Annotated in this window: 11 protein-coding genes, 2 tRNA genes and 1 pseudogene; 10 read left to right on the top strand and 4 right to left on the bottom strand. The window is 61.6% G+C overall.

The window, feature by feature from the left end; translation table 11 throughout:
* Window positions 1-517: 517 nt before the first annotated feature.
* From OO258_RS27600 to OO258_RS06790, 3 genes and pseudogenes are all read left to right on the top strand, one after another.
* Window positions 518-1210: pseudogene (locus OO258_RS27600) on the top strand (methyl-accepting chemotaxis protein); the annotation flags it as partial.
* 21 nt (window positions 1211-1231) lie between these two features.
* A complete protein-coding gene (locus OO258_RS27595; RefSeq protein WP_416309195.1) occupies window positions 1232-2116 on the top strand; it encodes a methyl-accepting chemotaxis protein in 885 nt (294 codons plus the stop codon).
* 68 nt (window positions 2117-2184) lie between these two features.
* Window positions 2185-2652: a DUF2867 domain-containing protein gene (locus OO258_RS06790; RefSeq protein ID WP_266029330.1), complete on the top strand. Its 468-nt coding sequence runs from the start codon at window positions 2185-2187 to the stop codon at window positions 2650-2652.
* Window positions 2653-2748: 96 nt separating this feature from the next.
* Here the strand turns inward: OO258_RS06790 and OO258_RS06785 are convergent, their stop codons facing one another.
* The 4 genes from OO258_RS06785 to OO258_RS06770 form a co-directional block, all read right to left on the bottom strand.
* Window positions 2749-4314, bottom strand: coding sequence for an ABC transporter permease (locus OO258_RS06785; protein WP_266029329.1), 1566 nt, complete (start codon window positions 4312-4314; stop codon window positions 2749-2751).
* On the bottom strand, window positions 4314-5327 hold the full coding sequence (locus OO258_RS06780) for an extracellular solute-binding protein (RefSeq protein WP_110745925.1): 1014 nt from the start codon (window positions 5325-5327) through the stop codon (window positions 4314-4316). The genes OO258_RS06785 and OO258_RS06780 overlap by 1 nt, the downstream gene beginning before the upstream one ends.
* 222 nt (window positions 5328-5549) lie before the next feature.
* Window positions 5550-5636 (bottom strand) — tRNA-Leu (locus OO258_RS06775).
* An 88-nt stretch (window positions 5637-5724) separates the two neighbouring features.
* Window positions 5725-5811: transfer RNA gene (locus OO258_RS06770), tRNA-Leu, on the bottom strand.
* 272 nt (window positions 5812-6083) lie between these two features.
* Here OO258_RS06770 and rnr point away from each other — a divergent pair.
* The 7 genes from rnr to dnaB all read left to right on the top strand — a co-directional run bounded on the left by rnr (window position 6084) and on the right by dnaB (window position 13270).
* Window positions 6084-8663, top strand: a complete 2580-nt coding sequence (gene rnr / locus OO258_RS06765; RefSeq protein WP_266029328.1) for a ribonuclease R — start codon at window positions 6084-6086, stop codon at window positions 8661-8663.
* Entirely contained in the window at window positions 8660-9406 is a 747-nt protein-coding gene (gene rlmB, locus OO258_RS06760; RefSeq protein WP_110745923.1) for a 23S rRNA (guanosine(2251)-2'-O)-methyltransferase RlmB, read from the top strand. Before rnr ends, rlmB begins: the two co-directional genes overlap by 4 nt.
* Window positions 9407-9710: 304 nt before the next feature.
* Complete coding sequence (gene rpsF, locus OO258_RS06755) at window positions 9711-10136, top strand: 30S ribosomal protein S6 (RefSeq protein WP_003249557.1); 426 nt, start codon at window positions 9711-9713, stop codon at window positions 10134-10136.
* A 28-nt stretch (window positions 10137-10164) separates the two neighbouring features.
* Entirely contained in the window at window positions 10165-10395 is a 231-nt protein-coding gene (gene rpsR / locus OO258_RS06750; protein ID WP_003249563.1) for a 30S ribosomal protein S18, read from the top strand.
* Window positions 10396-10428: 33 nt separating this feature from the next.
* Window positions 10429-11292: a hypothetical protein gene (locus tag OO258_RS06745; RefSeq protein ID WP_110745922.1), complete on the top strand. Its 864-nt coding sequence runs from the start codon at window positions 10429-10431 to the stop codon at window positions 11290-11292.
* A 20-nt stretch (window positions 11293-11312) separates the two neighbouring features.
* Window positions 11313-11759 carry a 50S ribosomal protein L9 gene (rplI, locus tag OO258_RS06740; protein WP_003249568.1) on the top strand — a complete coding sequence of 149 codons (447 nt, stop codon included), beginning with the start codon at window positions 11313-11315 and terminating at the stop codon, window positions 11757-11759.
* A gap of 113 nt (window positions 11760-11872) precedes the next feature.
* On the top strand, window positions 11873-13270 hold the full coding sequence (dnaB, locus tag OO258_RS06735; protein ID WP_003249571.1) for a replicative DNA helicase: 1398 nt from the start codon (window positions 11873-11875) through the stop codon (window positions 13268-13270).
* Window position 13271 lies beyond the last annotated feature (1 nt).

Here is a 13271-nt window from a genome sequence, read left to right as displayed (position 1 = left end):
ATCTGACGCCGCGGCCCTGAAAGGGGCTGCGGCGTTTTCATTTGTGCAGTACGCCACGACAGGCAGCCCCCCTTGCTGAACCTTGGCGTTTATCCCTGCTGCCTCCGGCACAACCCTTGCTGTAAGAAGTTTCTGAAGATGCCATCAAAATAGTGGCGCCAGAAAACACGAGGGTTACACCGTGTCTGCCATCCTCTCACTGTTACGAAGCCGCCTTTTGCGGCCTGTGTTTGTTGCCCTTGGTATCGCTCTATTGGTGCAGGTGCTGGTTGCAGTTGCCCTCACTCGCAGCACGGTCACCGCTTTGGAAGCCGACTTGGGTGAACGCCTGGGCGATGACAGCCGCCAACTCGCCAGCGACCTGGAGCAGGCCGGGCAGGATGTGCGCGCGGGCCTGGACAGCCTTTCCAGCAGCACCCGCCAGCGCCTGAGTGCCGGGTTGTCGGAGCGCCTGCAAAGCGAACAGCAGCAACTGCGCAGCACCCTGGAAAAGAACCTCAAGGATTCCGCCAACGACATGGCCGAGCTGCTGGCTTCGGTTGCCCCGCGGGCAATCTGGGACAACGATGTGCCAGTGCTCTCCGATTTCGCTCGCCGTGCCCAGCGCAATCCCAATGTGCTGTTCGTCGTCTACGACGATGCCCAGGGCCAGCACCTGACCCGCTACCTGAACCGGCAGAATCCGATCAACCAGGCACTGATGGAAAAAGGCCAGGGTGAGCGCGCCTTGGACAAAGTGATCGATGCCGCCCGGCGCGACCCAGGGGTGTATTTCGTAGAAGCCTCGATCAACCCCAATGGTGCAGAAATCGGCAAGGTGGTGATGGGCGTATCCACTGCCGGCATCGACCAGGAACTGAAGGCCCTCGACCAGCGCTTCGCTGCGCTGATCGCCAGTGGTGAGCAACTGGTCGGCGACAGCTTGGTCGGTGCTGCCGCCGACAGTGGCAAGACTCTGCGTGAGCGCCTGGAGAAGGCGCAGGGCAGCGCTGCCGCAATGCAGGCCAATACCGCGCAGACCGTGCGCGATGCTGCTGCTGAGCTGCGCTGGCGTATCGGTCTGGGCCTGGTGCTGGTCGGCCTGTGCGTGTTGCTGGTGGTGGCCGTGGTGCTTGGTCGTCGGGTCCTGAGCAAGCTGCGCCTGCTGATTACCGCCCTGGACGACCTGGCGGCGGGTGAGGGCGACTTGACCAAGCGCGTGCCGCTCGACAGCCGTGACGAAATTGGCGACATGGCTTCGGCTGTGAATCGCTTTGTCGACAAGTTGCAACCGATCGTGCGTGAGGCGGGCGAGGTGGCGCAGCGCACGGGTGTGGAGATTGGCGCGATGGCCCAGCGCAACGCTGGCGCGGATGCTGCCGCCGCATTGCAACGCGATGAAGTGGCAGCCAGCCTGCGCGACCTTTCGAGCATGGCCGATGAAGCTCAGGCGGAAAGCCATGCGATGCAGGCGGCCTTGAAACAGGTGGTGGATATCCGCCAGGCCACCGACGAAAACAGCCGCACCTCGACCCAGCTCGCGGGGTTGATCGAGAACCTGGCAGGCCAGGTGCAGACGGGCTCCCAGGTGATCGAGCGGCTGGCCAAGCAAAGCGAGCAGATCGAAGTGGTGTTGACGGTGATCCACGGCATTGCCGAGCAGACCAACCTGCTGGCGCTGAACGCGGCCATCGAAGCCGCCCGGGCAGGGGAGACCGGGCGCGGGTTTGCCGTGGTGGCCGATGAGGTGCGGGCGTTGGCGAGCAAGACGCAAAGCTCCACGGGGGATATCCAGTCGCACATCGCGGCGTTGCAGAAAGGCGCTAAGGAGGCCGTGGCGACCATCAGCCAGGCCGGGCTCAAGGCCAGCGAAGGGCTGCTGGTACTGCGTGATAACGAGCGCCGGCAGCAGTCTGTGCAGGCGGCGGTGGAGCAGGTGCATGCGGCCATTGGCCTGGCGACCCGCGCAGCTGAGCAGCAGGCGAGCGGGGCGCAGGCCGTGCGGGGGCGGGTGGAGACTATCCATGCCCAGGCTGAGCGCTCGGCCGAAGTGGTGATGCAGACAACAGCCAGCAGCAAGGTGCTGGATGACCTGGCCGCGCAGCTACGGGCAAGCCTTGGCCAATTCCGCGCTTGATCGGCTGATGCGTTCTCTGTGGGAGGTGTTGCTATGATGGCGGCGACACATGGCAAAGGGAGTTGTTCATGTCCGCCCAACTGGTCGCCGCTCCGGCTGAACTGGATTTTCTTCATAGCGATGGCATTTGCGTCACCGCACCAATGACCGCCATCCAGGCCTACTGCGCCATGACCTCGGACGTTCCGGGCTGGCTGGCCATGGCTTTTCGCCTGCGCGACTTCATCTCGCGTCGGTTCAACGTTGCCACTATCCACGGTTTTTCATCGCGTAACCCCGAGCGGGTTCCGGCAGTGGGTGAGCTACTGGATTTCTTTACCGTCGAGGGAATCAGCGACCAGCAACTGGTCCTGACCTCGCGTGACACGCATCTGGCGGTGATGGTGAGCATGGATCTGGATGAAGCAGGGCAGGGCTGGCAACGCTTGAATGTGACCACCTCGGTGCAGTGCTTCAATCGTTTCGGTCGCCTCTACATGCTGCCCGTCGGTAAGGCTCATGGGCCAATCGTCCGCCGGATGCTGCGGAACATCTGATGGCTCCATCGCCGGCATCCCACAGGTACTGCACAGGCCTTGAGGGCGGCGCGATACCTGTGGGAGCTGGCTTGCCGGGGATGAAGGCGACGCGGATCAAGCCTTGTTCAAATACATCCGCGTAGTCAGCAGATACACCGGCAACCCCGACACCACTATCAGCAATGCCGCATAAGGCGCCGCTGCCGCGAACTCGACGTTGGCCGTGTGCGCCCACACCTCGGTGGCCAGTGTGGTCATCCCGGTCGGGCTGAGCAGCAGGGTGGCAGTCAGCTCCTTCATGGCATCCAGGAACACCAGCGCGAAAGCCGCGGCCATGGCCGGGAAGATGATCGGCAGGGTCACTCGGCAGAACGCCGCAAAGCTGCTCGCACCCAGCGTGCGTGCGGCCTCCTCCAGCGTTGGCGAAGCCTTGTTCAGCGCGGTTCGTACCGGCGACTGGGCCAGTGGCAGGAACAGCAGCGCATAGGCCAGCAGCAGCAATGCCGTGGTCTGGTACAGCGCCGGCACGTAGTGCAAGGCGAAGAACACCAGGGTCAGGGCAATCACCAGACCGGGCAGGGCGTGCAGCAGATAGGGCAGACGCTCGGCCCAGATCGCCAGGCGGCCTTTGTAGCGCACCACCAAAAAGCTGATAGGCAGCGCCAGCAGTACGCAGAAGCCGGCACCGCCTAGTGACACCGACAGCGAGGTGAACAACGCCTGCGAGATGGCCGCCACCGGGAACGCCGCCGACGAACCCACGCTCAGCCAGTAGCCAAGCATCGCCAGCGGAATACCGCTGCCCAACACCGCCAGGGCCACGCAGAACAGTTGCGCCAACACCGCCCAGCCGCGCAGTCGCACCGGCTGTGCGCGGCGTGCCACGCCCTGGCCGATGCGTACATGGCGGGCCTTGCCACGTACGCGCAACTCCAGCCACAGCATCACCAGACACATCGCCAGCAGCACGGCAGACAGCATGGCCGCGTTGGCATTGCTGAACTCCAGTTCGAACTGTTGGTAGATAGCGGTGGTGAAGGTTTGCAGGCCGAGGATCGACAGGGCGCCGAACTCCACCAGCATGTGCAGGGCAATCAGCAGCGCGCCACCGAGCATCGATGGCCACAACAGCGGCAGGGTGACCTTGATGAGCACGCCCCAGCGGCTACAACCCAGGGTGCGCGCCGACTCCTCCAGCGAGGTATCGAGGTTGCGCAGCGTGGCGGCCACCGGCAGGAACACCAGCGGGTACTTGGACAGCGCCATGACCATGATCGCCCCGCCAAGCCCTTCGAAGTCCGAGCTGAGCGACACCCAGGTAAAGCTGCTGACGAACGACGGTACGGCGAATGGCAGGCACAGCACCACGCCCCACAGCCGGCGGCCGGCCAGGTTGCTACGTTCCAGCAGCCAGGCAAGCGCCAGGCCTACCACCATGCAGGTCAGTGTTACACCGACCATCAGCATCAGGGTGTTGCGCATCAGCCCCCAGACAAAGGGCCGCCACAGCAGGTGCAAAGCCTCCCGCCAGCCGGCTTCCCAGGCTTTGATGGCGACATAGGCCAATGGCAGCAGGCTCATCGCCACCAGGAACAGCACAGGCAGCAGCACCCAGATCGAGGGGCGCTTGCGGCGCGGTACGAAGCGTACCGGCGCCGGCTCGGACAGGGCGGCGGTCATCAGAGCAGGCCGACCTCACGTTCAAGCTCGATGGCTTCCTCGGCATTGCCCAGGTCAGCCGGCGAAATCTTCGGTGGGCGCAGCTCCTCGAACGGTTTCAGGCCGCGGTCGGAGACCATGCCTTTATGCAGCGGGTATTCGGCGGTGGTCTGGGTGATCACGCGCTGGCCTTCTTCGCTGGCCATCCAGTTGAGCAAAGCCTGGGCTTCTTTCGGGTGCTTGCTGGCCTTGACCGCGGCGGCGCCAGAGATAGTCACCAGGTTGCCGGCATCGCCATCGGCCAGGTAGTACAACTTCGAGTCGAGCTTGCCGCGCTCACGCTCCAGTGCGTACCAGTAGTAGTTGTTCACCAGCACGGCAGCGACTTCGCCTTTTTCAACGGCTTTCAGCGCGACCATGTTGTTGGTGTAGGTCTTGCCGAAGGCTTTCAGACCGGTCAGCCATTCTTCGGTGGCTTCGCGGCCGTGCATTTTCAGAATGGCTACGGCCTGTTCCTGGAAGGCACCGCTGGTCGGCACGTAGCCGACGCGGCCGTCCCACTCAGGGTTGGCGAAATCCATGACGGTGGTCGGCAGGTCTTTCTCGTCGATCTTCTTCGGGTTGTAGACCACCACCCGGGTGCGTGCGGTAACGCCCATCCAGGAGCCGTTGGCGGCCACATATTCCTTGGGCAGCATGTTCAGCGTGGCGTCGTCGATCTTTGCCAGCAGGCCCAACTCGCCAAGGTTGTTAAGTGGCGGGGACTCTTCGGTATAGATGATGTCGGCCGGCGAGCGGTCGCCTTCCTCGATGATCTGGCTGGCCAGCTGGTTGCTGCTGCCCTTGCGGATATTGATGTGAATGCCGGTCTTGGCCTCGTAGGCCTTGGCGATGGCTTCGCCGATTTCCTTGTGCTGACCGTTGTACATGGTCAGGGTGACCGGTGCATCTGCCATGGCGGCCGGGGCGCCGATGACCAGGCTCAGCACGGCGGCGGCCAGGGTGCGCATCAGCGGTTGCGGGCGGATCGTCATGCGGGTACTTCCTCGCTTACGGCTACATATTCGGAAACAATGGTAAACGAAATCGTTTCTCAAGTGGCCGGGTGACGAGAAATTCATGGTCAGACCATGGTGCAACGGTCTGAAAAGGCCGCGACAGGGCTATGCCTTATTGGCAAGGAGATAGCGGGGAAGGGCGGGAGGCAAAAAACGCAGGCAAGAAAAAACCCACTAGCAAGCTAGTGGGTTTTTGTATGGTGCCCAGGAGAAGACTCGAACTTCCACGACCTTGCGGTCACTGATACCTGAAACCAGCGCGTCTACCAATTCCGCCACCTGGGCAAAGCTTTTAATCATCTGATGAATGCGAAAAACGTTCGCTTTCACACAGTAGTAACAGATCCTTGGTCATCTGTTACTTGAAAATACTTGGTGCCCAGGAGAAGACTCGAACTTCCACGACCTTGCGGTCACTGATACCTGAAACCAGCGCGTCTACCAATTCCGCCACCTGGGCACACATTCGAGATTATTTGATGCTTTACAGCGTCGCTAATCTCTACTACAACTGCGGGCTTGTCCGTCGTTGTGGTGCGCACTATACGGACGGTCCGGGGGGCTGTAAACCCCCCAGGCAAAAAAAATTTCAAAAAATTCAACTTGTTGATTCCACAGGCCTATTCCTGCTGTTCATGCACTGCAGCGGGGGCTGTCCAAGGCCGACATTTCCGGTTTCAATACGCCTATGCCAGAATTCCTATCTATATACCCCAAGGTGAACCCCTTCTGATGGCCGATTGGCAATCCCTCGATCCCGAGGCCGCTCGCGAAGCGGAAAAATACGACAACCCCATTCCCAGCCGTGAGCTGATCCTGCAGCGCCTTGCCGACCGTGGCGAGCCTGCTGCACGCGAGGAGCTGGCGAAAGAGTTTGGTCTGTATGAAGAAGACCAGATCGAAGCCCTGCGCCGCCGCCTGCGTGCCATGGAACGCGATGGCCAGCTTATCTATACCCGGCGCGGCACTTATGCCCCGGTAGACAAGCTGGACCTGATCTGCGGCCGCGTCTCCGGCCACCGCGACGGCTTCGGCTTCCTTATCCCGGATGACGGCAGCGAAGACCTGTTCCTCAGCCCGTCGCAGATGCGCCTGGTATTCGACGGTGACCGCGGCCTGGCCCGCGTTTCTGGCGTCGACCGCCGTGGTCGTCGCGAAGGCGTGCTGGTCGAGGTCATCTCCCGCGCCCACGAAAGCGTGGTCGGTCGCTACTTCGAAGAAGGTGGCATCGGTTACGTGACCCCGGACAACCCGAAGATCCAGCAGGAAGTGCTGGTTACTGCCGGGCGTAACGGTGGCGCGAAGATCGGCCAGTTCGTCGAGATCAAGATCACCCACTGGCCAACCCCACGCTTCCAGCCGCAAGGCGACGTGGTGGAGGTCATCGGCAACTACATGGCCCCTGGCATGGAAATCGACGTTGCCCTGCGCAGCTACGACATTCCGCATGTCTGGCCCAAGGACGTGATCAAGGAAGCGCGCAAGTTCCGCTCCGAAGTCGAAGACAAGGACAAGGAGAAGCGCGTCGACCTGCGTCACCTGCCGTTCGTCACCATCGACGGTGAAGACGCCCGCGACTTCGACGACGCCGTCTATTGCGAACCGCTCGGCAAGCTGCGCCTGTTCTCCGGTGGCTGGCGCCTGTACGTGGCCATCGCCGACGTGTCCAGCTATGTGCGCCTGGGTTCGGCCCTGGACGTCGAGGCCCAGCAGCGCGGCAACTCGGTGTACTTCCCCGAGCGCGTGGTGCCGATGCTCCCCGAAGAGCTGTCCAACGGCCTGTGCTCGCTGAACCCGCATGTCGATCGCCTGGCCATGGTCTGTGAAATGACCATGAACAAAGCCGGCCAGATGGTCGACTACCAGTTCTACGAAGGTGTGATCCACTCCCACGCCCGCCTGACCTACAACAAGGTCAGCAGCATGCTCGAGCACTCGCGTACCCGAGAGGGCAAGGCGCTGCGCGAAGAGTACAAAGAGGTCGTGCCGGACCTGAAGAACCTGTACAACCTGTACAAGGTGCTGGTGGAGGCGCGTCACACCCGGGGTGCCATCGACTTCGAGACCCAGGAAACTCGCATCATCTTTGGTGACGAGCGCAAGATCGCGGAAATTCGCCCGACCGTGCGCAACGAAGCCCACAAGCTGATCGAGGAATGCATGCTGGCGGCCAACGTGGCCACTGCCGAGTTCCTGCAGAAGCACGGCGTACCGGCCCTGTACCGCGTGCACGACGGTCCGCCGCCGGAGCGCCTGGAAAAACTGCGCGCCTTCCTCGGCGAGCTGGGCCTGAGCCTGCACAAGGGCAAGGACCCGTCGCCGAAGGATTACCAGGCCTTGCTGGCGAGCATCGCCGGTCGCCCGGACTTCCACCTGATCCAGACGGTGATGCTGCGCTCGCTGAGCCAGGCCGTGTACAGCACCGAGAACAATGGCCACTTTGGCCTGAATTACGAGGCTTACACCCACTTCACCTCGCCGATCCGTCGTTACCCGGACCTGCTGGTGCATCGCGCCATCCGCAGCATCATCCGCTCCAAGGTCGATACCCCGCACGTCAAGCGTGCCGGTGCCATGAGCATCCCCAAGGCGCGTATTTATCCGTACGACGAAAACACTCTGGAGCAACTCGGCGAACAGTGCTCGATGACCGAGCGCCGCGCTGACGAAGCAACCCGTGACGTGGTCAACTGGCTCAAGTGCGAGTTCATGAAGGACCGCGTTGGCGAGACCTTCCCGGGTGTGATCACTGCGGTGACCGGCTTCGGCCTGTTCGTCGAGCTGACCGATATCTATGTGGAAGGCCTGGTGCACGTCAGTGCGCTGCCGGGTGACTACTACCACTTCGACCCGGTACACCACCGCCTGTCCGGCGAGCGTACCGGGCGTAGCTTCCGCCTGGGCGACACCATCGAAGTCAAGGTGATGCGCGTCGACCTGGACGAGCGCAAGATCGACTTCGAAGTGTCGGAGAAGACCCTTGCCGCACCGATCGGTCGCAAGCAGCGCAGCGCCGCACCCGCTGGCGACAAGGTTGAGCAGCCGCCGCTGAGCGAAGCGAAAGCCACGCCCAAGCCACGCAGCCGCAAGAGCGAAGCCGCCGAGGCTTACTTCCCGAAAGATGCCGTGCAGCGTAACGCCGAAGTGCGCAAAAGCCGCGAAATGAAGAAGGCGCTGATGAGTGAGGCGCGCACTGGCGGCCATGCCAGCAGCAAGTCGGACAAAGGTGGCAAGGCCACTGGCAAGCCTACCAAGCACCGTAAAGGCCCACCGAAGTCCGGTGCGCCACGCAAGAGCAAGAGCAAGTCATGAGTCAGCTGGAAAAGATCTACGGCGTGCATGCCGTGCAGGCATTGCTGCAGCACCATCCGAAGCGGGTCAAGCAGATCTGGCTGTCGGAAGGGCGCAGCGAACCTCGCCTGCAGGCGCTGTTGGCGCTGGCCGCGGAAAACCGCGTGGCGGTGGGCCAGGCCGAGCGCCGTGAGATGGATGCCTGGGTCGAGGGAGTTCACCAAGGCGTCGTTGCCGAGGTCAGCCCGAGCCAGGTGTGGGGCGAGTTGATGCTCGAAGAGCTGCTTGAACGCACAGAAACGCCACCGCTGATCCTGGTGCTGGACGGCGTGACCGACCCGCACAACCTCGGTGCTTGTTTGCGTACCGCGGATGCGGCCGGTGCCACGGCAGTGATCGTGCCCAAGGACAAATCGGCAACCCTTACCCCGGTTGTGCGCAAGGTGGCCTGCGGTGCTGCCGAGGTCATTCCGCTGGTGGCCGTGACCAACCTGGCGCGTACGCTGGAGAAGTTGCAGCAACGTGGTCTGTGGGTGGTCGGTACCGCCGGTGAGGCCGAGCAGGAGATTTATCAGCAGGATCTGACCGGGCCGCTGGTGATGATCATGGGCGCGGAAGGCAAGGGCATGCGCCGGCTCACCCGTGAGCATTGCGATTTCCTCGTGAAGTTGCCGATGGGCGGGAGCGTCAGCAGCCTGAACGTGTCGGTGGCCACCGGGGTTTGCCTGTTCGAAGCCGTGCGTCAGCGTCAGGCCAAGCGCTGATCCTCAGCCTGTTCCGGCCCATTCGCGGGTAAACCCGCTCCCACAGGATTTTCACTGGATTTCAAGCAGTGGGTACCTGTGGGAGCGGGTTCACCCGCGAATGGGCCGCTAGCCTGTGAATATGTTTCAGGCTGTTCAAATATTCACCAATTACCTTGCTTGTGGGCCCCGGCTTCTCTACAATTGCGCCCCTTGCCGAGCTGGCAGGCGCTCATGTGCCTCCCCTCCGTGCAAGACATACAGTGTCATTCACTCCTTGTCTGACCAGATTCACTGGCAGACTACTAACCCGTAAGGAGCATTCATGCGTCATTACGAAATCATCTTCCTGGTTCACCCGGACCAGAGCGAACAAGTCGGCGGCATGGTTGAGCGTTACACCAAGCTGATCGAAGAAGATGGTGGCAAAATCCACCGCCTGGAAGACTGGGGCCGTCGTCAACTGGCCTACGCAATCAACAATGTTCACAAGGCTCACTACGTGATGCTGAACGTTGAGTGCACCGGCAAGGCCCTGGCCGAGCTGGAAGACAACTTCCGCTACAACGATGCCGTTATCCGTAACCTGGTCATCCGTCGTGACGAAGCCGTTACCGGCCAGTCCGAGATGCTGAAGGCTGAAGAGAACCGCAGCGAGCGCCGTGAGCGTCGCGAGCGTCCTGAGCATGCTGACTCCGCCGAAGGCGACGACAGCAATGACAGCGACTCCAGCGATAACGCTGACGAGTAATCCACGGACCTTTAGAGGAGCCTATTAAATGGCACGTTTCTTCCGTCGTCGTAAATTCTGCCGCTTCACTGCTGAAGACGTGAAAGAGATCGACTTCAAAGATCTCAACACCCTGAAAGCTTACGTATCCGAAACCGGCAAGATCGTTCCAAGCCGTATCACCGGTACCAAAGCTCGTTATCAGCGTCAGCTGGCTACCGCTATCAAGCGCGCCCGCTTCCTGGCCCTGCTGCCCTACACCGACAGCCACGGCCGCTGAGACCGGGTCGTCGACAAGCAGTAAGGGATAAGCATGCGAGCGTTAGCAAGTTTCATCATGCGCGGTCGTGTGCAGGCCACCCTGGTGGTGGTCATCAGCGCGGTACTGCCGCTGCTGTTCTGGTTGAGTGCCGCTGCAGGCAGCCTTGTGCTGCTGCGGCGTGGGTTCAAGGATGCTACATCGGTCATCGCCGGCGGCTTGCTGGCCGGGCTGGCCGTGTGGGTCATGGGCGATCCCATCACCTTTCTGGTGATTGCGGGTGCCTTGGCCCTGGCCGCCATGTTGCGTGCCGAGCATCCCTGGAGCCGGGTGTTGCTCGCCAGTGCCGTGTTCGCCGTGGCTTTCAGCCTCGTGCTCGATCTGGCGCTGGCGCAAACCTTCGATGTGCTGGCCAAGGCGTTTGCCGAAGCCATGCCGCAAATCGAAGGGCAACCGGTGCTCTCCGGTGAGCTGATCCGCCCTGTGCTGGTCGCTTCCACAGCAGTGACGGTGCAATTGTTCAGTGTGCTGGCGTTGATGCTGGCGCGCTATTGGCAGGCAGCGTTGTACAACCCTGGAGGCTTCGGTCGCGAGTTTCGCGAACTGAAGTTGCCGAAACAGACCATGGCGGTCTTGGTGGCAGTGATGGTGGTGGCGCCGTTTATCGGCCCGCAGTTCATCATCCTGGCATCGGCTTCCAGCCTGGTACTGGTGCTGGCCGGCATCGCCTTGATGCACGGGCTGGTGGCACAGGGCCGACTGGCCGGTTTCTGGCTGGTGGGGATGTACGTGACGCTACCGCTGATCATGCAGCTGATTTATCCGTTGCTGGTGGTTTTGGCCATTGTCGACAGCCTGATTGATTTTCGCGGTCGCAAGTCCCCCAAGGGGAATGACTCCGCGAACGGTGAAGGTTAAAAGTTAAGAGGTTTTACCAAATGGAACTGATCCTGCTGGAAAAAGTCGCTAACCTGGGCAACCTGGGCGACAAAGTAAAAGTTAAGGCTGGTTACGGCCGTAACTTCCTGCTGCCATTCGGCAAGGCCACCGTTGCCAACGCCGCCAACCTGGCTGCGTTCGAAGAGCGTCGCGCCGAGCTGGAAAAAGCAGCCGCTGACAAGAAAGCTTCGGCTGAAAGCCGCGCTGCCCAACTGGCCGAGCTGGAAGTGACCATCACTGCCACCGCTGGCGACGAAGGCAAGCTGTTCGGTTCGATCGGCACCCACGACATCGCTGACGCCCTGACCGCCTCCGGCGTTGAAGTGGCCAAGGCTGAAGTTCGTCTGCCGAACGGCACCATCCGTCAGGTTGGCGAATACGACGTAGCCGTGCACCTGCACAGCGACGTTGAAGCCACCGTACGCGTGGTCGTCGTAGCTGCCTAAGCTGCGCTAACTGGCTGGCTCCTTGCGAGTCAGGCGGTTAACATCGGGCACGGTCCTGTTTTTGACAGGCCGTGCCCTTTGTCTTTTTCATCCTCCAGAATTCTTTCGTGGCCATGAACGAGATCACCACCTCCGAACAGCTTGACCTGCAAACCGCAGCCCTGAAGGTACCGCCGCATTCCATCGAGGCCGAACAGGCCGTGCTCGGTGGCCTGATGCTGGACAACAATGCCTGGGAGCGGGTGCTGGACCAGGTGTCGGACGGCGATTTCTACCGGCATGACCACCGGCTGATCTTCCGCGCTGTGCACAAGTTGGCCGACGCCAACCAGCCATTCGACGTGGTGACCCTGCACGAGCAGTTGGACAAGGAAGGCCTGTCCTCGCAGATCGGCGGTTTGGCTTACCTGGCCGAGCTGGCCAAGAACACCCCTTCGGTGGCCAACATCAAGGCCTACGCCGCGATCATTCGCGAGCGGGCCACGTTGCGCCAGCTGATCAGCATCAGTACCGACATCGCCGACAACGCGTTCAACCCGCAGGGGCGCAACGCTGCCGAGATTCTCGACGACGCCGAGCGGCAGATCTTCCAGATCGCCGAGGCGCGGCCCAAAACCGGCGGCCCGGTGGGGGTCAACGAGCTGTTGACCATGGCCATCGATCGCATCGACACGCTGTTCAACTCCGACAGCGACATCACCGGTATTTCCACCGGGTACACCGACCTCGACGAGAAGACCAGCGGCCTGCAGGCGGCAGACTTGATCATCGTCGCCGGCCGTCCGTCGATGGGTAAGACCACCTTCGCCATGAACCTCGTGGAAAACGCCGTACTGCGAACCGACAAGGCGGTGTTGGTGTTCTCCCTCGAGATGCCAGGTGAGTCGCTGATCATGCGTATGCTCTCGTCCCTGGGCCGTATCGACCAGACCAAGGTGCGTTCCGGTCAGCTGGACGACGACGACTGGCCGCGCCTGACCTCGGCGGTGAACCTGCTCAACGACCGAAAATTGTTCATCGACGATACCGCTGGTATCAGCCCCTCGGAAATGCGCGCGCGTACCCGCCGCCTGGCCCGTGAACATGGTGAAATCGCCATGATCATGGTCGACTACCTGCAGCTGATGCAGATTCCGGGGTCGGCCGGTGACAACCGTACCAACGAAATTTCCGAGATTTCCCGCTCGCTCAAGGCCCTGGCCAAAGAATTCAACTGCCCGGTCATTGCCCTTTCGCAGTTGAACCGCTCGCTGGAACAGCGCCCGAACAAACGCCCGGTGAACTCCGACTTGCGTGAATCCGGTGCAATCGAGCAGGACGCCGACGTGATCATGTTCGTGTACCGCGACGAGGTTTACCACCCCGAGACCGAACACAAGGGTGTGGCGGAAATCATCATCGGCAAACAGCGTAACGGCCCCATCGGCTTCGTGCGTTTGGCGTTTATCGGCAAGTACACCCGGTTCGAGAACTTGGCGCCAGGGATGTACAACTTTGATGATGATGAATAAC

The sequence above is a fragment of the Pseudomonas sp. DCB_BI genome (genome assembly GCF_026240995.1).
GTDB lineage: Bacteria > Pseudomonadota > Gammaproteobacteria > Pseudomonadales > Pseudomonadaceae > Aquipseudomonas.
This window is presented reverse-complemented; position numbering and strand designations above follow the sequence as displayed.